The 19,371-nt window shown below is 60.0% G+C and carries 16 protein-coding genes; 10 read left to right on the forward strand and 6 right to left on the reverse strand.

All coding sequences use genetic code 11. The annotated features are described in order from the left end of the window. Positions 1 to 90 precede the first annotated feature (90 nt). From VIM98_RS09790 to tadA, 6 genes are all read left to right on the forward strand, one after another. A complete protein-coding gene (locus VIM98_RS09790) occupies positions 91 to 507 on the forward strand; it encodes a hypothetical protein (protein ID WP_331992914.1) in 417 nt (138 codons plus the stop codon). Between the two features lie 15 nt (positions 508 to 522). Then, positions 523 to 858 carry a Pepco domain-containing protein gene (locus VIM98_RS09795; protein ID WP_331992915.1) on the forward strand — a complete coding sequence of 112 codons (336 nt, stop codon included), beginning with the start codon at positions 523 to 525 and terminating at the stop codon, positions 856 to 858. 86 nt (positions 859 to 944) lie between these two features. Continuing rightward, positions 945 to 1,550: an NAD(P)H-dependent oxidoreductase gene (locus VIM98_RS09800; protein ID WP_331992916.1), complete on the forward strand. Its 606-nt coding sequence runs from the start codon at positions 945 to 947 to the stop codon at positions 1,548 to 1,550. A 108-nt stretch (positions 1,551 to 1,658) separates the two neighbouring features. Next, positions 1,659 to 2,306: a hypothetical protein gene (locus tag VIM98_RS09805; protein ID WP_331992917.1), complete on the forward strand. Its 648-nt coding sequence runs from the start codon at positions 1,659 to 1,661 to the stop codon at positions 2,304 to 2,306. Beyond that, positions 2,303 to 3,361 carry a hypothetical protein gene (locus VIM98_RS09810; protein WP_331992918.1) on the forward strand — a complete coding sequence of 353 codons (1,059 nt, stop codon included), beginning with the start codon at positions 2,303 to 2,305 and terminating at the stop codon, positions 3,359 to 3,361. The genes VIM98_RS09805 and VIM98_RS09810 overlap by 4 nt, the downstream gene beginning before the upstream one ends. 145 nt (positions 3,362 to 3,506) lie before the next feature. After that, positions 3,507 to 3,995 carry a tRNA adenosine(34) deaminase TadA gene (gene tadA / locus VIM98_RS09815; RefSeq protein ID WP_331992919.1) on the forward strand — a complete coding sequence of 163 codons (489 nt, stop codon included), beginning with the start codon at positions 3,507 to 3,509 and terminating at the stop codon, positions 3,993 to 3,995. A 193-nt stretch (positions 3,996 to 4,188) separates the two neighbouring features. Here tadA and VIM98_RS09820 read toward each other — a convergent pair whose 3' ends face one another. The 6 genes from VIM98_RS09820 to VIM98_RS09845 all read right to left on the reverse strand — a co-directional run bounded on the left by VIM98_RS09820 (position 4,189) and on the right by VIM98_RS09845 (position 9,151). Beyond that, the gene (locus VIM98_RS09820) at positions 4,189 to 5,220 is read right to left on the reverse strand and encodes an aldo/keto reductase (protein ID WP_331992920.1); all 1,032 of its coding nucleotides are present in this window, start codon (positions 5,218 to 5,220) and stop codon (positions 4,189 to 4,191) included. Between the two features lie 115 nt (positions 5,221 to 5,335). Next, positions 5,336 to 6,214: a CHAD domain-containing protein gene (locus tag VIM98_RS09825; RefSeq protein WP_331992921.1), complete on the reverse strand. Its 879-nt coding sequence runs from the start codon at positions 6,212 to 6,214 to the stop codon at positions 5,336 to 5,338. Positions 6,215 to 6,273: 59 nt separating this feature from the next. Continuing rightward, on the reverse strand, positions 6,274 to 7,122 hold the full coding sequence (locus VIM98_RS09830) for an NAD-dependent protein deacetylase (RefSeq protein WP_331992922.1): 849 nt from the start codon (positions 7,120 to 7,122) through the stop codon (positions 6,274 to 6,276). After that, positions 7,123 to 7,839 (reverse strand): HAD family hydrolase, encoded by a 717-nt coding sequence (locus VIM98_RS09835; RefSeq protein ID WP_331992923.1) that lies wholly within the window; start codon positions 7,837 to 7,839, stop codon positions 7,123 to 7,125. 159 nt (positions 7,840 to 7,998) lie between these two features. Beyond that, a complete protein-coding gene (locus VIM98_RS09840; RefSeq protein ID WP_331992924.1) occupies positions 7,999 to 8,721 on the reverse strand; it encodes a pirin family protein in 723 nt (240 codons plus the stop codon). Between the two features lie 31 nt (positions 8,722 to 8,752). Continuing rightward, positions 8,753 to 9,151 carry a DoxX family protein gene (locus VIM98_RS09845; RefSeq protein ID WP_331992925.1) on the reverse strand — a complete coding sequence of 133 codons (399 nt, stop codon included), beginning with the start codon at positions 9,149 to 9,151 and terminating at the stop codon, positions 8,753 to 8,755. A 123-nt stretch (positions 9,152 to 9,274) separates the two neighbouring features. On the opposite strand from VIM98_RS09845, the gene VIM98_RS09850 reads away from it, so the two are divergent. From VIM98_RS09850 to VIM98_RS09865, 4 genes are all read left to right on the forward strand, one after another. Then, positions 9,275 to 10,168, forward strand: a complete 894-nt coding sequence (locus tag VIM98_RS09850) for a LysR family transcriptional regulator (protein WP_331992926.1) — start codon at positions 9,275 to 9,277, stop codon at positions 10,166 to 10,168. Between the two features lie 298 nt (positions 10,169 to 10,466). Then, entirely contained in the window at positions 10,467 to 12,854 is a 2,388-nt protein-coding gene (locus VIM98_RS09855) for a GH92 family glycosyl hydrolase (RefSeq protein ID WP_331992927.1), read from the forward strand. A gap of 90 nt (positions 12,855 to 12,944) precedes the next feature. Further along, positions 12,945 to 16,355, forward strand: a complete 3,411-nt coding sequence (locus tag VIM98_RS09860) for a GH92 family glycosyl hydrolase (RefSeq protein ID WP_331992928.1) — start codon at positions 12,945 to 12,947, stop codon at positions 16,353 to 16,355. A gap of 188 nt (positions 16,356 to 16,543) precedes the next feature. Then, positions 16,544 to 19,369, forward strand: coding sequence for a TonB-dependent receptor domain-containing protein (locus VIM98_RS09865; protein ID WP_331992929.1), 2,826 nt, complete (start codon positions 16,544 to 16,546; stop codon positions 19,367 to 19,369). The last annotated feature ends 2 nt before the right edge of the window (positions 19,370 to 19,371 follow it).

Genomic DNA, 19,371 nt, shown 5'->3' on the forward strand with positions numbered 1-19,371 from the left:
ATCATTTTGTTGAAAAGATAAGCGTCTATACCGTTTCTGTCCCAAGTAACGAAGGCTCACGCAGTCGGGACCAGTCTCGCCGGCCTTTCCGTGCCGCTCAGCGATGGCAGCACGGGTCTTTCGCATCGATCGTTCTGGCAGCCCATCGATGCGGCGTTCGTCGTGACCGTAGCTCCGTGCATCCAGCCATCGCCATTGGCGATCCATAACTTTCCAGCGGCAGGCATTCCCGTCGACGTCGAATGCAGGAGCAGTACGCAGCGTCGCCGTGTTGCCAGCGCCTGCAATTCGCTGGGTTTTTATAAGACAAGAACGTTTCCTGTGCTGTTTTTTATGGATAACCCGTGTAATCCAGGCGATTCCGGTGCCCTGGTCAGACTTCCCCGGGGGGCGGCTATCGGCATCTATAACGGCTCCGAACCGTCCCCGGATACTGGCGCTACTTCCGGCCGCGTCTTGAACTTTGCGCAAGCCATGTTTGCGCTCGATACCACCCCGTATCTTTGAAAGAGGACGGCAAACATGAATGACAAGGATTCAGAGATCCTGATCTACGTGCCGGACGCGCCGCTAGCACCGCCCATACTTCCGCCCGACCAGGCGGAAGAGCATTCACTTGGATCGATCGCTGCTTCATTTCGGCGCGTCGTAACCGTTCGGGCCGAAGACGTGCGCGATCAATGGAATCGTACGCTGGATACGGTCATGGGGCTGAGCGCCGCTATTGCACAACGTTCCAACAACTGGAAAATCGACGAGATCGAAGTCGGACTGACCTTGAGCGCGAAAGGCGAGCTTCTGTTCATCGCCGAGGCAGGAGCGGAAGCGAGCATCAAGTTTACGCTCAAGCCCAAATAGCCCAGGGCTTCGTCATTCGGTGGCTCGGTCAATGGCATACTGCTGCGAACGACAGGCACACCGGATAGAGAGGCGAGAGGGTTATCATGGGCATTCGAATATTGGCCTTCTGCGGCAGTACGAGATCGGGTTCGTTCAATCGCAAGTTGCTCGAAGTCGCCGTACAAGGCGCGCACGATGCCGGTGCGGAAGTCACCACGGTCCCGTCGCTGGCCGTATTCGAGTTGCCGCTTTATGACGGCGATCTCGAAGTCCGGGAGGGTTTGCCGCCTGGCGCGGTGGCCTTGCAGCAGTTGCTCGAAGAGCACGATGCGTTGCTGGTGGCGACACCGGAGTACAACGGCGGCTATTCGGCTGTATTGAAGAACAGCATCGACTGGATCAGCCGTCCACGCCCCGACAAGACGCTTGGAACCGCCTTGTTCGCTGGCAAGCCTGCGGCGGTGGTGTCGGCTTCTCCGGGTCCGTTTGGCGGACTACGCTCGCAACTGGCATTCCGAGGGGTGCTCGAAAAACTGGGAATGGTGGTCATACCCGATGCAGTTGCACTCGGACATGCGCATGAGGCGTTCGACGATGAGGGGCATTTGCGCGAGCCCGGCATGGAGCGGCAAGCTGTGCGCGTGGGCACCGCGCTGGCCCGTTTTACTTCGCGCATGATCGTGCAACCGAATGTAACGGCTTTGCCATAGGCCAAACGGATCGCATCGATCTTCTCAATCAATTAGATTGATCTGTACGTCCCCGATAAGCTCGCGCGCTGGTCTACCCGCATCAGCGACGCGACTTACAGGGGATCTATGCGTATTCAACGTTTCTGCCTGGCTATAGCGCTGGGCATACTTGCCGCCGCCGCGCATGCCGTAGGTGCGGACATCTCCGGCCACGTCGAACTGGCGGCCAATCCAGGGCAGACCATAGCTCCCGGCGAACTGGTCGATACGCTGGTGTACTTCGTACCCAAATCCGGTGTGCCACGCATACATCCAGGTACGTATACGGTCTACTCGGTGAACATGGATTTTCGACCGGGCGCGATGGCGGTACCGGTGGGCAGTACGGTGAAGTTCGCCAACCTGGATCAAGTGCTGCATAACGTTTATTCGTCGACGCCTGGCGCGGTATTCGATCACCAGTTCCAGAAGGTCGGCGATGTGGTGGAGCATCGCTTTGCCCAGCCCGGTACGGTGCTGGTCAGCTGCAATGTGCACCACTTCATGGAGTTCGATTTGCTGGTCGTGCCTACGCCCTATATGGCTGCGGTGACGGCAAACGGAAGCTTCGTATTGCACGGAGTGCCGCCGGGACCGGGCACGCTTTATTTCTGGAATCCCCGTGGAAGCCTGAGAAGCCAGGCGGTGAATGCCCCCCAAGGCGACATCGCGCAACGATTAGTAGCCATCAAGTCGCGCGTGGCGACCGAACTGCATCGGGAGAATCAACGATGAAGCCCGCGACCCTTGCATTATTGAAAGCCTGGAGCATCGTTGCCGCTGGTACCGTGTTGGCGGTAGCCGGTGCACTGTGGAATGCCAAGATAGCCGCGCAGGCGCGTTCGCTCGATCGGCTTGCCGCCAGTGGAGGCATTGAGCGCGATGCGCAAGAGCAGGCACTGGAAGTACTGCAACTGCGCGCGCAAGCCCTGGCGGACGATCCGGCCTTTGTCGATTATGTCACCCAGTCGCAGGTTCCCGATCCGAAGCTCGGTGGCGCGGTGGATAATCTGTCGGTCAGCGATTTGCTGAAGACGCGCCGCCACGGCGACGATGTCGCCTTGCTGCTCGATGCCGAAGGTGCGCAGATCACAGCGATCGGCAGCGTCGGCAAAGAGCGCCAGAGCATCCAGCACGACCCGCTGGTGATCGAGTCGATTACCCAGCTCAAGCCAGTGCAGGGGGTGTGGCTGGATGGTGACGGCATGTTCTGGGTGGCCATACATCCTATGTTGCGTGGCAGGACACCGCAGGGCTATGTGATCCTGGCCGAGCCGGTTACGGATGCATTCTTTGCCAAGCTTTCGCGGCTGGCGCATAGCGATGTCGTGCTTGTCGCCGACGGAGGGAAGGGAGCGTCGGTGCGCTACGCCAGCGGATTGGACATCCGCTTCAACGAACTGCTGGCAGCGCATCGCGATGCGCTCTTTGCGGTGGCCGATAGCGCCGGCGGCATGGTGGCAATGCGCGATGGCGCCAGGGACATTCACGTATGGGCGATGCCGGTATCGTCGAACCAGAGGCATGCCGCGCTGGTCGCGCTGGATCAACGCGCAGATCTCGGCGAGGGGAGGGATGCGGCAACGTGGCGTCTGGTATCGGGCATTCTGGGGTTCGGCGTCTTAGCCGCGCTTTGTGTGTTGCTTGCATGGCGCTCGACCTGGCAACCCCTCGGGCAGCTTGTGCATGCCTTCGATACGGACAAGGCGGCGATCGCCAAGGTGCGAGGCGGAGCGCTGATGCGGGATGTACGCGATCGCATGCTCTTGCTGCTGAAGGCCATGCGGTAGCTATCGGGTATCGGCTCAGGTTTTCTGCTTGGGTCCAGTGACTTGCGATACGCAAGCCATACATCCACTGCGCTTATCGAGTATGCTCGCGGCCGATTACAAACCAGAGGCCGATCCCCACCGCGGCCTCGAAGACGGCCGTTCCATGACCGACGAAAGCATCGGACAACCTGTTTCCTTCTCCGACACCGACGCAAGGTATATGCGCCGGGCGTTGCAACTGGCTGCACATGCCCGCGATGCGGAGAACGAGGTGCCGGTCGGTGCCGTGCTAGTGGTCGATGACGACATCGTCGGTCTGGGTTGGAACCGCAACATCACACTCAACGATCCGACGGCCCACGCCGAGATCCAGGCTCTACGCGCCGCCGGCGCCAAGTTGGGTAACCATCGCCTGATAGGTGCGACGCTCTACGTGACGCTGGAGCCTTGTGCCATGTGTTCGATGGCGCTGGTGCATGCACGCGTCGCACGCGTAGTGTATGCCGCCACGGATCCGAAGACCGGTGCCGCCGGCAGCGTTTTCGATACGCTGATCTCCGAGCGCCATAACCATCGCATCGAGGTGCAGGGCGGGCTGATGGCCGAAGAGGCTGCGGACATGTTGCGGGAATTCTTTCGTTCTCGCCGCTAGGTAGCCTCGGATAACACTGCCCGGTTTTCCGTTTCCGGCAACGCCAGGGGAGCGAGAGCGCGCTGAGCGAAGCTTCAGTACTCGCACTTATACCGCCAGCCCCCTCTTCCCCGGTGAAGCCAGGGAGAGGGAGGGGCGCCACCGCAAAATCCATCACGCCACTATCGCGGGGCAAGGGACGCCTTCATATGGCTCAAAGCTTCACGGGAAACGGATTGCGTTCGGCGAAGCCCTGCTGGTGCCAATACGGGTACACTGCCGGAACAGCACTGGCCGCATCGAGCTTGGCGACCTGTTCGGTGGTCAGGTTCCAACCCACCGCGCCGAGGTTCTGCCGAAGCTGTTCTTCGTTGCGCGCGCCGACCACCACGGTCGATACCGTCGGGCGTTGCAGCAGCCAGTTCAAGGCCACCTGCGGAATCGTCTTGCCGGTTTCCTTGGCCACTTCGTCGAGCGCATCGACCACACGGTACAGATATTCATTGTCTACCTGCGGTCCCATATCGCCGGTCTTGTGCAGGCGACTGACTTCCGGCAGCGGCTGGCCGCGACGAATCTTGCCGGTCAAGCGGCCCCAGCCCAACGGGCTCCATACCACCGCTCCCACGCCCTGGTCCAGCCCGAGAGGCATCTGCTCCCATTCGTAGTCGCGGCCGATCAACGAGTAGTAAGCCTGGTTGGCGACATAACGCGTGTAGCCATAGCGGTCGGCCACCGCGAGCGATTTCATCAGGTGCCAGCCGGAAAAGTTCGAAACACCCGTGTAGCGGATCTTGCCGGCGCGCACCAGGTCGTCCAAGGTGGAGAGCGTCTCTTCTACCGGCGTCATGGCGTCGAAGCCATGGAGCTGGAACAGGTCAATATAGTCGGTGCCCAGACGCTTGAGTGAGCCCTCCACCGCTTTGATCAAGTGATGGCGCGACGAGCCGACGTCATTGGGCTCGTCACTGAAGCGGAACGTGGCCTTGGTCGAGATCAGTACCTTGTCGCGCCGACCCTTGATAGCCTCGCCGAGCACCGATTCGGCCGCGCCGCCGGAATAGATGTCGGCGCTGTCGAACAAATTGAGACCGGCATCGAGGCAGATGTCGATGAGCCGTTTGGCTTCGGCGACATCGGTCTGTCCCCAGGCGGAAAAAAACTCGCCCTTGCCACCGAACGTGCCCGTGCCAAAGCTGAGTACCGGTACTTTGAAGCCGGATGCGCCTAGACGTCTAAATTCCATGTGAGCTCCTAACGATGGGGAAAGCCAAGGGGTGGCGTTCCATGATGTCGATTACAAGGGCGTCCCCTGTCATCTTTCGCATGAAAATAATTTTATGCGACGGACATCGTCCGGATCAGTGTTGCCAATACGCCTCGAGGCGGCCGATATGACGGTAAGACGTATCGGCGTGGATCGCGGCGCGATGGGCGGTGCGCTTGCTCCAACGGCGCAGTTTCTTCACAAAAGCTTCATCGCCGGTATCGATGAGCAGAGTCCTGCCCAGCGCCTGTCCGGTCATGCGATCGTGCGCCTTGCCCAACTGGCCCTGCAGCTCCGACAGCGCATCCAGCCAGGTATCGACGGCCTTGCGCGGATAGGCATGCTGAAACAGCTCGATCGTGTAGCGCAGCTTCTTGGTTGCCGTGCGCATGCGGTGCAGCGCCTTGCGACCGCCATCGATTTTCTCGGCACGCTTGCTCAGCTTGTGGTGGGCATCGGCGATGGCCGATGCCGCGGCATGCCTTAACGCTTTGTCGCTCGGTGCCTGTTGGTGCTGCACCCAGGCGTTGAAGTCGGCTATCAGCGTGGTCAATGAACTTTCGCGCAAGCCATCGAGCATGGTATTACGTGCCTGCGTACGTTGTCGTTCGAGGTTTTGCCAGAGGGCAGGCGAGGCGAGTGTGCTGGGATGATCGGCGGCAAACGCGGGCAGGGTTTCCTCGGCCAGGATATCCAGATCGCGGCTGGCACCGCTGGCATCGCGACACTGCTTGAGCGTATCGATCATGCGATCGATGCTCTGGCCGTGAATCTTGGCTAGCTTGCCCAGGGTTGCGGTCACGCGCCGCAGGTTTACACGCCACGCGTGCAAACGTTTGGCATCGTACTGTAGCAATAAGTCGAGTCGGGCCTGTTCCGCCTTTTGCAGATAGCCTTCGATGGCATGGCAACACCGATGGAATTCGCCCACCGGTTCGGTGGCGACCGTCATGTCGTGCTTTTGTGCATTCATACGGTTACTTCCGGCCGGAGAACGATAGAACGCAAGCCGAGCATTCCTCGGAAAGACGACTATAAGACGAAACGCAGCGCCGCGGCACAAGGTTGGTCGATTTTCAGGGCCAGCAGTGGGTCGGCCCGGGTCCGGCCCAGATTCAGTGCCGCGATCGGCTTGCCCGCCTTGGCCGCCGCATAGGCGAAGCGATAGCCGCAATAGACCATGAGCGAAGACCCGACCACCAGCATCGCATCGGCTCGTGCGACAGCTCGCATGCCGGCATCGACGCGTTCGCGGGGCACGTTTTCGCCGAAGAACACGACATCCGGCTTGAGGATGCCACCACATTGGAGGCAGGGCGGGACCGCAAACCCGCTGAAGTCCAACCCATCCAGATCGGCGTCGCCATCGGGGGCGTCGGTGGCTTCGACGTGACGCCAGTCTGGATTGTCGCGCTCCAGCGCTGCCTGGAAGTCCGTGCGCAACAGGCGCGTTTCGCACTGCATGCAGCGGACGAGATCGAGCCGGCCGTGCAAATCGATAGCGTGCGCGCTACCGGCAGCCTGATGCAGGCGATCGACGTTTTGCGTCACCAGCAATTCAATACGCCCTTTTTGTTCGAGGCGGGCCAAAACGCGATGCGTATCGTTCGGTTGTGCGCGACCGAAGCGGCGCCACCCCACCAGGCTGCGTGCCCAATAGCGACGGCGCGTGGCAAGTTCGCCCATAAAGGCCTGGTACGTTACTGGCGGTGGCCGTTTCCAACCGCCATCGGTGTCGCGGTAATCTGGAATACCCGAATCGGTGCTGCAGCCCGCGCCGGTCAGCACGAACAGCCGTGGATGTCGCTCGATGAAATCCGCTAATCGTGCGCGGTCGCGTTCGAGCGTATCGAGCGAGCTATCCGGTGCGGTCGTGGCCATTCAAGCCACCGCACGCCGATCGAGTTCCGCCAGCGCCCCCGGAATGCCGGTCGCGCCATCGATACGGACGACGCGGGGCGAACTATCGGCAAAGTCCGTATCCGCCTCGTGCGCCCAGGTTATGTGATAGGGCATATAGACACCCCAGCCCCCCAGCGTGACCACTGGAGCTATATCCGAGCGCAGCGAATTGCCGATCATGGCGAAGCGCTCCATCGGCACCGCGCACTCGCCAAGCACGCGCCTGTAGGCCGGCTCGTCCTTCTCCGAAACGATCTCGATGCGTTGGAACAGCCCGGCGAGGCCGCAACTGGCGACTTTTTGCTCCTGGTGGAACAAATCTCCTTTCGTAATCAGTACGACTCTGTAGCGGGACGCGACCGCTTCGACCGCTTCGCGAATACCCGGAAGCAGGTCCACCGGATGAGCGAGAACATCTTTGCCGATAGCGATAATCCGATGCAGGTCGGCGGCACTGATACGCGACTCGGTCACGTCAATCGCTGCCTCGAGCATCGACAAGGTCATGCCCTTGGCGCCATACCCGAACAGCTTGATATTGCGCCGCTCGGTTTCCAGCAGGCGATCGTGCAGCCGCAGGTTTTCCAGGTCGACATAATGGCCGACGATACGTTCGAACTCGGCATGAGCGCCCTGGTAGTAGCCTTCGCTATGCCAGAGAGTGTCATCGCCATCGAAGCCGACTAGTTCGATCATGCGGGGTCTTTGTGGAGGGATGGGAGACCCCATTATACGAGGAGCGAGTTGAGAGGAGTGAGGCGCCAGAGAAAGCACGTGCTGGCACCGGCTTTGCTCCTCGCTCACTCCCCACCTCTTTCACTTACTTCATGTGAGAGAGCCTGGCAGGGCCTCTCGTCAGGCCATCTGCGGCAGCTCATTCGGCCGCAAATCGAACACCAGCACCTCGGCTTGCTTGCCTTCGCTCAAACGCAATACTTCTGCTTGGCGCAAGCGCGCGCCATCGCCTTCTTCCAGCCGCTGGCCATTGACCACGATGCTGCCGCGAGCCACTTGGACGTAAGCATGGCGATGGTTCGGCAACTTCAATTCCGCGGTTTCCTCACCGTCGAACAACCCCGCGTAGACTCGCGCATCCTGACGAATTTCCAGCGAATCGCCAGCGCCATCGGGCGAAATGATCAAACGCAACTGTCCGCGCTTTTCCGCCTCGGTGAAATGCCGCTGTTGATAACGCGGCTTGGCGTTCTGTTCGTTCGGCAACAGCCATATCTGCAGAAAATGCACCTGCTCATCGCCCGAATGGTTGAATTCGCTGTGCGTGACACCACTGCCGGCGCTCATCAATTGCACGTCACCTGGGCGGATGACCGAACCGGTACCCATGCTGTCCTTGTGTTCGAGGCTACCTTCCAACACGTACGAGAAGATTTCCATGTCGCGGTGCGGATGCTGGCCAAAGCCTTGAGCGGCTGCCACCCGATCGTCGTTGATCACGCGCAGATCGGAAAATCCGATCTGCTGCGGGTTGTAGTAATGGCCGAACGAGAAGCTGTGCCGCGACTTCAACCAACCATGATCGGCCAAACCGCGCGCATTCGCCTTGAGGATATCGAGCATGACGTTTCTCCTGGTCAAAAAGTAAAAAGATTCAGCGCTTGGCAAGGCGGCCATCGAGGCTCCACGCTCCGGCACCCCGGGCCGCGATTTGCAGCAAACCACCGGCAATCGCGAAGTTCTTCAAGAAATGAATCTGCTGATTCATATCGCCAAAGTGCGCGTGGAAAGCAAAAGCGGTCGCAAGAGTGAACAAGGCCATCAGCGTGGCGACGATGCGGCTGCGATAACCGACAAGCAGCAACAGACCCAGGCCAACTTCGACAGCGACAGCAATCAAGTAGGCGACGTCAGGCAAGGGCAGGCCAGCAGAGGCGATATAGGCTTTGGTCGCCGCGGGCGCGGCCAACTTGCCGAAGCCGCTGATCAGGAACAGTGCCGAAAGCAGGACGCGGCCGATAAGAGATGTTGTGGAAGCGCTATGGGTTTGCATGATGTGACTCCCCTTCAGGAAGGTTGCCGGCCCAATGCCGGCGGTCGATAGGTGAATCTTAATGTCGCCATTTTGGCTAATAAATGGCATAAGATGCGCAACACTGTCGCCATGGAGTTGACAATGAGCCAGTTGGAGGACATGCGTCTCTTCGTCGATGTGCTCGACGCGGGCAGCTTTACCGCAGCTGCCGAAAAGCTTGGCTTGTCCAAGCAGTACGTGAGCAAGCGTGTGATGGCGCTGGAGGCGCGGCTGGGCGTGCGTTTACTGGCGCGCAGCACGCGGCATTTGCGTGTGACCGAGCTGGGGCGCAGCTACGAGGAGGCTGCGCGCATCATCCTGCAGGATGTCGATGGGCTGGAGCAGCGCATCTCCGGGACCAATCGCGTGCCGCGCGGGCGTTTGCGCGTAAGCGCCCCGATGTCCTTCGGCACGATGCACTTGAGTCCGGTATTGCCGGCGTTCCTCGCCGCCTATCCGGAAGTGGCGCTGGAGCTCGATCTCAATGATCGTACCGTCGATCTGCTCGGCGAAGGCTACGATCTGGCAGTGCGAATCGGCAGTCTTGCCGATTCGTCGTTGATCGCACGCAGCATTGCACCGGTTGCAATGGTGACGTGTTGCAGTCCGGCCTATCTGGCCCGTCATGGGGTGCCTGCGCATCCGCACGAACTGGCCGCCCACGAATGCCTACTCTATGGTCACGGACGCCATGTCGAATGGCAGTTTGGCGGCACGCCGCCGTTACGCGTCGCGGTGACAGGGCGCATGCGCGCGAACAATGGCGAGCTGGTACGCGATGCGGCGATCCAGGGCCTGGGTCTTGCTTATCTGCCGACTTTTATCGTGGGTGAGGCGATCGAGGCAGGAGAGTTGGTGACGGTGCTCGATGACTGGCGTCCACCGACCCAGGCGGTGCATGCGGTTTATCCGCAACATCGGCAGGCGTCCTTACCGCTGCAGACCTTCGTGGACTTTTTACGGAGCCGTTTCGCCGCGCCGATACGCGTCCAATAAATTGGTTTCATTAGATACTTCCGATACCGCATTGCAGCAACACTTTAGACCGTAGCGGTCCGTGAAATTTCGATGTAGAGTCCGTGTCAGTTGCATGTCTGGTATGCCGTCTAGACGTCCAATCTCTCACACGCCGCTCCAAACCCCGGGGAACTCCAACCTTCAAAAGACCGAATCGCCATTTTTTACGTGCTGGATTTAGATCGATCTAAATTCGCCTGAAATGCATGAGCCTCGGCTTTGGTTCCATGCACCTGGCGGCTGTTTTCCCTTTAGCTTTCCGAGCGTGTGAGCCTTCATGTCCCGTTCTTTTGCTTTGAACCTGTTTGTTTGTGCCGGTCTTTCGCTGGCAGGTGCCGCGTGGGCGCAGGGCGCCGATACGCCGGCCGATGCGATCAATCCACTGATCGGCAGCACGAATGGAGGCAATACATTTCCCGGCGCGGTACTGCCGTTCGGCATGCTGCAGTGGAGCCCTGAAAACACCCGCGGCCGACATACACACACGGCATCGCCCAGTGGCTACGAGTACAACGCTACGCGCATTCGTGGTTTCAGCATCACGCATCTATCCGGCGCCGGCTGTGCCGGCGCCAGTGGCGACGTGCCGTTCATGCCGATCACCCAGGCAGTAACGAGTTCGCCGTCGGCCGACCTCAAAGACACGACCTACGCTACCGATTTCACCCACCAGAACGAGAAGGCCAAAGCGGGCGACTACCGCGTGACGCTTGCCGATGGTGTACAGGTGGAGCTCGGTGCAGCCATGCGCAGCGGCATGGCGAGTTTTACGTATCCGTCCGGTAAGCCGGCGAATCTGCTGATCCGCGCTTCCGATTCGGAAGTCGGTTCGAGCGATGCCGATGTGCAGGTAGATCAGGCCTCCGGAACGATCAGTGGCTCGGTCACCAGCGGCAACTTCTGTGGCTACCTGGCCAAGGCCGATCAGCGTAGTTACTACACGTTGTACTACGTGGCTCATTTCGACCGACCGTTCACTGCCGTAGGTGCCTGGGAGAACGATAGCGTCAAGCCGGGCCAGACTTCCGCCAAGGGCGGTACGGGTTACGGCGACAAGGGTTTCCCCGAACCCGGCAAGGGCTCGGGTGCATGGGTCTCGTTCGATCCGTCCAAGGGGCCGGTGACGGTGCGCGTAGGTATTTCCTATGTGAGCCTGGCCAACGCCAAGGCCAACCTCGATGCCGAGATCCCGGCAAGTACGACGTTGGCGCAGTTGCACGAAAGCGCGCGCAAGGCCTGGAACGACGCGCTCGGTCGTATTGCCATCGACGGTGGCACGCCGGACCAGCGCGCCACGTTCTATACCGCGCTCTATCACGTGCTGATGCACCCGAATGTCTACAGTGACGTCAACGGCGAATATCGCGGCTTCGACCAGAAGACGCATCGCGTTGAAGGTTCCCAGAAGATCCAGTACGCGAACTTCTCCGGGTGGGATATCTATCGCTCGCATCTGCAATTGGTGACGTGGCTGTTCCCGAAGATCGGCAGCGATATTGCCCAATCCCTGTATAACCAGGCCAAGCAGAACGACGGCGAGTGGGACCGCTGGACCCATAACAGCGGCGGTACACATGTGATGAGCGGCGACCCCGCCGTACCGGCATTGGCCGATATCTGGGTCTTCGGCGGCCACGATTTCGACCTGAAGGGGGCGTACGCCTCGTTGGTGAAGGCGGCCACGGTACCGACCGTGCATGACAGCTCCGATGACGGTTGCAATGTCGAATGCGTCGGCCAGCGTCCCTCGCTCGACCAGTGGCTGAAGTTGCACTACATCGCCACTCAGTCGCATGCCTGGGCCGGTGCGGCCGAGACGCTCGAAGATGTCACCGCAGATTTCGCGTTGTCGCAACTGGCCGCTCAGGTGGGTGACAAGGCGGGCGAGAAGCAGTTCCTGACGCGTGCCGGCTACTGGCGCAACATCTTCAACCCGAATGCGGCGCCCGAAGGCGGCTATATCCAGAATCGCAATGCCGACGGCAGCTGGCCGGCATTCAAGCCGGAGTCGGATGACGGCTTCGTCGAGGGCAGCGCCGCAGTCTATTTGTGGATGATTCCGTTCGATGTCCACGGCCTGTTCGAAAAATTGGGCGGCTACCCGAAGGCGACTGCGCGTCTGGATCGCTTCTTCCACGACGACAACGGCAAGTGGGCGTTGACCAAGGCAGGTCCGCTGCATTCGGAGCTGGATAACGAGCCGTCGGTGGCCGCACCCTGGCTCTATGACTTCGCCGGCCAGCCGTACAAGACGCAGGAGTCGGTACGCATCGTGGTCAATTCGCTGTGGAAGAACACGCCCGACGGTATTCCTGGCAACGACGATCTGGGTGAAATGTCGTCATGGTATGTGTGGTCGGCACTGGGCTTCTATCCGGAAATTCCCGGTCGTGCGGAACTGGTGCTCGGTAGCCCGTTGTTTACCAAGGCGGTGGTGCATCGCCAGGGTGGCGACCTTGTCGTCGATGCGCCGCAGGCAGGCACCGACGTGCCCTTCGTGCATGCGGTAACGCTCAACGGCAAGACGCACAACAAGCCGTGGTTCCCGGCAAGCGTGATTGAACATGGTGGACATGTGCAATTCACCTTGCAGAGCAGCGCCGATACTGCCTGGGGTAGCGATCTTAAGAATGCGCCTCCGTCGTTCGGACCGCCGCACAGCTGATGCGGCGGTAACTGGGATTTTTATTTGCAGCAGATTTCAATCGATTGAATCGCTGGTGCCAGGACGGCGCCTTGAGAGAGGGGAGAGGGCATGAGCAAGCATTTGTCGCCGTGTTATCGCACTGGCACGAAGTCGGCCTGGCGCTTGACGGCGTTGTGTGCGGGTGTCGCCGTAGCGCTGGCGTCGGCTACATCGCTGCATGCAGGCGACAGCGTCGGTAAGTCGCCAGCTTTCTTCGATTCCTTCGAGGCAAATCAGGCAACACTTGTCGCCGCCAAGGCCGATGGCCTGCATATTGCCGTGGTCGGCGGTCCAGCAAAGAAAGAAGTGTTGACCTCCCGGCCGGAAGTCGGGTTCAGCGGCCTGCACGCTCTGCGCTACGACGGTGACGCGGTGAGCGCGCAAGGCGCGCGGCGCATCGCACTGTTCAAGCCAGGATCGTTCAAGGTCGATGCGGGCATGCATCTGTCCTATGCCATTTTTCCAGCGATGCAAGAGGACGATGCCTCGGCGCCCGCGCAGCACGTGGCGGTCGACATCTTGTTTGCCGATGGCACGCGTCTGTCCGGCCTCGGTGCCGTGGACCAGTACCGTACGGCGGCCACGGCTGCCGCGCAAGGCGCGGCGCGTATCCTGCACGGTAACCAATGGAACCGCATCGATATCGATGTCGGCGCGGTCGCCGTAGGCAAGGCTGTTTCGGCTATCGAGTTAGTGGCAGATGCGCCAGCTGGCAGCGCGGCTTTCCATGGTTATATCGACGATATCCGCCTGGGAACATCCACCGCACCGGGCGATGCCTTGTCGCCGCACGAATATATCGATACGCGCCGCGGCAGTTTTGCCAACGGTCACTTCTCGCGCGGCAATAACTTCCCTGCGGTCACCGTGCCGCACGGTTTCAATTTCTGGACGCCGACGACCGCCGCCGGATCGGACTGGATCTACCAGTACCAGGAGCGCAACGGTGCGGACAATCGCCCACGCATCGAAGCATTCGCGCTCAGCCATGAGCCGAGCCCTTGGATGGGCGACCGCCAGACGTTCCAGGTGATGCCCGCAGCCGCCACAAGCGGCGAGCCTGTATTGGATCGCGCCAAGCGTGCGATGAGCTTTTCGCACGATAACGAAATCGCCCGTGCCGACTTGTATCAGGTGAGGTTCGACAACGGCATCGTGACGAAGATGACGCCCACCGATCACGCGGCGATGATGCAATTCACCTTTACCGGTAATCGCTCGCAACTGATTTTCGACAATCGCAACGATAAGGGCGGCATCGAACTCGATCCGCAACACGGCACGCTCAGCGGCTATTCGGATGTCGCCAGCCAGCTTTCGACCGGTGCGACGCGACTGTTCTTTTATGCTGTCTTCGATCGTCCGGTAACTGAAAGCGGCCGTTTGACCGGCCAGGGCCGTGACCATGTTGCTGCCTGGTACGGTTTCGATACGAGCGCCGGAAAGACGGTAACCATGCGTATCGCCACCTCGTTGATCGGCGTGGATCAGGCGCGGCATAACCTGGAACTGGAGCTTCCTGCCGATGCCAAGTTCGATGGCGTGCAGGCGGCGGCAGCGGCCACGTGGGACAACGTGCTCAAGACCGTCGAGATTCCTGGCGCGGGCGGTAACGACAAGCGTGTGCTGTATTCCAATCTCTATCGCCTCTTCATGTATCCGAATGAGGCTTTCGAGAATGTCGGCAGTGCCGCGGAGCCCGAATACCGTTATGCCAGCCCGTTCTCGGCGCATGCGGGTGCCGATACGCCGACACAGACGGGCGCACGTGTGCTTGCCGGCAAGCCATACGTCAACAACGGGCTGTGGGATACCTATCGCACTGCATGGCCTGCCTATGTCTTGCTGACCCCGCACGATGCCGGTGCCATGATCGACGGCTTCGTGCAGCAGTATCGCGATGGCGGCTGGATCGCACGCTGGTCGTCGCCAGGTTTTGCCGATCTGATGGTTGGCACGAGCGCCGACGTGGCGTTTGCCGATGCCTGGAACAAGGGAATTACCAGCTTCGATGTGCGCTCGTTCTATCAGGCCGCGCTGAAGGATGCGACGGTCGTCAGCGACATCCGTGGGGCCGGTCGCAAGGGTGTGGAGCGTTCGATCTTTACCGGCTATACCGATAACAGCACCGACGAAGGCTTGTCTTGGTCGATGGCCGGGTATCTGAACGATTTCGGCATCGCCGAGCTGGCACGGAACCTGGCCGCCCATCCCGTGCCGGGCGACACCTATAAGGGCTACGCCGACGACGAGCGATACTTCAGCAATCGTGCGCGTAATTACGTGCGCTTGTTCAATCGCGAGGCCGGGTTCTTTATCGGGCGTAAGCCCGATGGCCAGTGGCGTATCGATGCCAAGAATTTCGACCCCTATGCCTGGGGCGGCGACTACACCGAAACCAATGCCTGGAACATGGCGTTCGATAGCGGTGTGCAGGACGGGCAGGGCCTGGCGAACCTGTACGGCGGCCTTGACGGATTGGCCGCCAAGCTCGATGCGTTCTTCAACGCGCCGGGCTATTTCCATGTCGGCGACTACGGTGGCGTGATCCACGAAATGCTCGAGGCGCGCGATGTGCGCATGGGGCAATACGGTCATAGCAACCAGCCTTCGCACCATATCCTGTATATGTACGATGTGGCCGGGCAGCCATGGAAAACCCAGGACAAAGTGCGCGATGCACTGTCGCGGCTCTATGCCGGCAGCGATATCGGCCAAGGTTATCCGGGCGATGAAGACAACGGCGAAATGTCCGGCTGGTGGCTGTTCAGCGCGGCAGGCTTCTATCCCTTGCGCGTCGGCACGCCGACCTATGCCATCGGCGCACCGTATTTCCCGCACATGGCGATTCATTCCACCTCGGGCAGCACGATCACCATCGATGCGCCGAACGTGAGCGATCGCAATCGCTACATCCAGAGCGTTACGCTCAATGGCAAGCCTTACGACAAGACCTGGATCGCACAGCGCGATCTCGACAATGCTCATCTGGTCTTCGATATGGGGCCGACACCTTCGCGTTGGGGCACCGGTGCGGACGCGCGCCTGCCGTCGCTGACTGTTGGGGATGCAACGCCCGCGCCGATGAGCGATCTGGCCGACCAGAGCGGCGCAAGCGTATCGATCGACGGCGATGCAACCGCCGCCAAGGCCATAAGCGATAACACCTCCGATACGGAGGCGACATTGCACAAGGCACCGGTACGGTTGCAATTGCCGGCCGCGCAGCAGGTGCAGATGTACACGCTTACGTCGTCGGCCAAGCCTGGCGCAGATCCTTCCGACTGGGAATTAGAAGGCTCTGTGGACGGTAAGCATTGGATGACGGTCGACCGTCGTCATGGCGAGCAGTTCGCCTGGCGTCGACAGACACGCGCGTTCATCGTCGCGCATCCGGGGAATTACCGCTACTACCGCTGGCATGCCTTAGGGACGCATGACGTGGTGGTGGCGGAAATCGAATGGCTCGGCAACCCCTGAAAGGGCGGCCTGGTTAGGGATGTAAGGGAGCAGTCGGTCGCAGGGGACAGGTTGCATGGCGGAGGTTCACAGGGAGCCTCCTCTCAAGTCGTGCAGCGTGTTGCGGCCAATAAAAGGGAAGGGTGGATCGTTGCAAGCCGTCGAGCCGACGGCGTTTTCAACACGTTATTGGGGAGCACCGTCGCTTTATGAAACACACAATCGCTTACGCTTTCGCGTCGACGCTTTTGGCACTGTCGATCGCGCAGGCGCTTGCCGCCGACGCTCCGGCAGCAACGCCGGCCGGCAGTCCGCAGGCCACCGCACAAGACAACAGCAGTCAAGACAGCGGCACCACAACGGATGGCAAAGACGACAAGAACGTCAAAAAGCTCGAAGCCGTACAGGTTACCGGCTCGTTGATTCCGCGCGCGCAGATCGAAGGTCCTTCGCCGCAGACGACGATCACTGCCAAGGACATCGATCGTCAAGGTTTTGCCGATACGTTCGAGGCCCTGCGCGCGTTGCCCATAGCCAACGGCTCGGTACAGGATCCGCAGTTCACAGGTGGTTTCACGCCGGGCGCCAAAACCATCAGCCTGTTCGGCTTGGGTCCAGGCTTTACCCTGACCCTGCTCAACGGCCGTCCGATGGCCAGCTATCCGCTGGCATACAACGGCAATAACAACATTACCGATATCGCCAATATCCCTGTCGGTCTGATCGATCATATCGACGTGCTGACCGGCGGCCAGTCCTCGATCTACGGCTCGTCGGCGATTGCGGGCGTGGTCAATATCGTCATGAAGGATCATGTCGACGGTACGCACGTGTCCTTCCGCGTGGGCGACTACACCAGCGGTGGCGGTCTGAACAAGCGTTTGCAAGTGAGCTCGGGCCACACCTGGGGCGATTTCGACATCAGCGGCGGTATCCAGTTGTCGAAGGAAGACCCGATCTGGGCCTACCAGCGCAGCTACATTGACTCGTACAACGACGATCCGACCAAGCCGGGTGTGCCTTCGCGTACCTTCTTGCGCATGGCCGCTGGCGATAACGCGCACTACATCGATCCGGGTGCGGCCACCTGCGCACCGTTGAGCTATCTGTACCGCAACAGCACGATCTACGCCTATCGTGCCGGTTCCAACTTGGGCTACTACTGCGGTAGCCCGAATAATGTGGCGCAGGCAAGCCTGAGCAACCAGAGCACGGACGTCAATGGCCTGCTCAATATGCACTACCACCTCAACGACACCACGGAGCTGTATTCGGAGTTGTTGTACAGCTTTAGCAATCCGACCTATTCGGGCGGCAGTCCGTTCTGGAACAACACGTTCTACAACCAGACCAGCGGTCAGTACGAAGAGTGGCAGCGCATCTATGCTCCAGAAGAGGTCGGAACCGATGCGACCTTCCAGCATGTCTACACGCGTACTTATAACGCTACCTTTGGTATCAAGGGCCAGATCGGTTCCTCAAGCTGGAATTACGATGCGTACTACAATCGGTCGCAGTCCAACGTAATCCGCAACTCGAAAGACTTCCTGGCCAACAACGGTATCGATCAGTACTATCTCGGTCCCCAATTGGGCACCGATGCGAATGGTTACGCTATCTACGCGCCAAACCTCTCGCGCCTGTACCAGCCGATCACGCGGTCTCTGTACGATCAGTTCACCGCGACCGATCGTGCCAGTTCCATGTCGTGGACGCAGAACGAGACGATCACGGCTAATACGCCGAGCTTGTTCACGCTGCCGGCCGGCGATGTCGGTTTCGCCTTGATCGCTCAGAACGGCAACGAGCGCTTTGACAATCGTTCGGCCAGCCCCCTGGCCGATGAAGGCTACTTCCGTGGCGTTGGCGGTACCACGGTTGCCTCGGGCAAGCGCAGTTCGTACGCGGTAGGCGCGGAAATGCGCGTACCGGTGCTCGATTCGTTGACTGTTAACCTCTCCAGTCGTTTCGACCGCTATAAGTACGGCGGCCAAACCCCAGGCAAGGGCACTTACAAGCTCGGCTTGGAATACCGCCCCATGGATACGCTGCTGTTGCGCGGCAGCTACGCGACGGCTTTCCGTGCGCCGGACATGTTCTACCTGTTCTCGTCTCACTCGAGTGGCTATACCACCAACACCGACTACTACCTGTGTCGCCAGGCTGGGTATAACTCTTCGACCTACGACAGCTGCCCGCAGTCTGGCTTGAGCATTCTGGGTGTGTCCGAAGGCAATACCAAACTCAAGGACATCACGGCCAAGACCTTTACCTATGGTTTTGTGTGGTCGACGCCGGACAACTCGCTGAGCTGGTCGGTGGACTACAATGCCATCCGTATCTCCAACGAAGTGGTGACCCTGGGTAATGATGAGATCCTCAGCCAGGAAGCCAACTGCCGTCTGGGTGTGTCGGAGAACGGTCAGACCACGTACGACATCAATTCGCCGACCTGCCAACAGGTGATCGGCGAGGTCAAGCGCAATCCAGCGAACGCGCCGATCAACCCGGGTGCGATCAACGAGGTCGATACCTATCCGATTAACGTGGCGAATGAGTACCAGACCGGTATCCAGTCCTCGTTGAACTACCACCTGAAGGCTGGCGCTGCTGGTGACTTCCTGTTCGGTCTGGATTACTACGATGAACTGAAGCACACCTATCAGGAAAAGGCGGGTGACCAGACCCTCAATTACCTGTGCTGCTATAACTCCGACGAATTCAAGAGCAAGGTCAGTGGAACGATCACCTGGAACATCGGCAAGTGGAGCACCACGGTGTTCGGAATTCGCGACGGTAGCAGCTGGAACGCCATCGGCACCGAGAAAAATATCAAGCCGTGGGTGATCTTCAATGGCAGCGTGAACTATAAGGTCACGCCGAAGGCATCGATCTCGCTGGTGATGAACAACATCGCCAACAAGCGCCCGCCGCGTGACGATACGAATGGCAACTGGCCGTACTACGATGTGGGCGACTACAACGCGCTCGGCCGCGCCGTCTACCTGGAAGTGGGATACGACTTCGGCAATTAAGT

Source organism: Dyella sp. (assembly GCF_036568765.1).
In the GTDB taxonomy this organism is placed as follows: domain Bacteria; phylum Pseudomonadota; class Gammaproteobacteria; order Xanthomonadales; family Rhodanobacteraceae; genus GSA-30.

Excerpts from the sequence above, each read along its gene's own strand:
- VIM98_RS09795 (WP_331992915.1), top strand. The coding sequence starts at position 523 with ATGAATGACAAGGATTCAGAGATCCTGATCTACGTGCCGGACGCGCCG.
- VIM98_RS09800 (WP_331992916.1), top strand. The coding sequence starts at position 945 with ATGGGCATTCGAATATTGGCCTTCTGCGGCAGTACGAGATCGGGTTCG.
- VIM98_RS09805 (WP_331992917.1), top strand. The coding sequence starts at position 1,659 with ATGCGTATTCAACGTTTCTGCCTGGCTATAGCGCTGGGCATACTTGCC.
- VIM98_RS09810 (WP_331992918.1), top strand. The coding sequence starts at position 2,303 with ATGAAGCCCGCGACCCTTGCATTATTGAAAGCCTGGAGCATCGTTGCC.
- tadA (WP_331992919.1), top strand. The coding sequence starts at position 3,507 with ATGACCGACGAAAGCATCGGACAACCTGTTTCCTTCTCCGACACCGAC.
- VIM98_RS09820 (WP_331992920.1), bottom strand. The coding sequence starts at position 5,220 with ATGGAATTTAGACGTCTAGGCGCATCCGGCTTCAAAGTACCGGTACTC.
- VIM98_RS09825 (WP_331992921.1), bottom strand. The coding sequence starts at position 6,214 with ATGAATGCACAAAAGCACGACATGACGGTCGCCACCGAACCGGTGGGC.
- VIM98_RS09830 (WP_331992922.1), bottom strand. The coding sequence starts at position 7,122 with ATGGCCACGACCGCACCGGATAGCTCGCTCGATACGCTCGAACGCGAC.
- VIM98_RS09835 (WP_331992923.1), bottom strand. The coding sequence starts at position 7,839 with ATGATCGAACTAGTCGGCTTCGATGGCGATGACACTCTCTGGCATAGC.
- VIM98_RS09840 (WP_331992924.1), bottom strand. The coding sequence starts at position 8,721 with ATGCTCGATATCCTCAAGGCGAATGCGCGCGGTTTGGCCGATCATGGT.
- VIM98_RS09845 (WP_331992925.1), bottom strand. The coding sequence starts at position 9,151 with ATGCAAACCCATAGCGCTTCCACAACATCTCTTATCGGCCGCGTCCTG.
- VIM98_RS09850 (WP_331992926.1), top strand. The coding sequence starts at position 9,275 with ATGAGCCAGTTGGAGGACATGCGTCTCTTCGTCGATGTGCTCGACGCG.
- VIM98_RS09855 (WP_331992927.1), top strand. The coding sequence starts at position 10,467 with ATGTCCCGTTCTTTTGCTTTGAACCTGTTTGTTTGTGCCGGTCTTTCG.
- VIM98_RS09860 (WP_331992928.1), top strand. The coding sequence starts at position 12,945 with ATGAGCAAGCATTTGTCGCCGTGTTATCGCACTGGCACGAAGTCGGCC.
- VIM98_RS09865 (WP_331992929.1), top strand. The coding sequence starts at position 16,544 with ATGAAACACACAATCGCTTACGCTTTCGCGTCGACGCTTTTGGCACTG.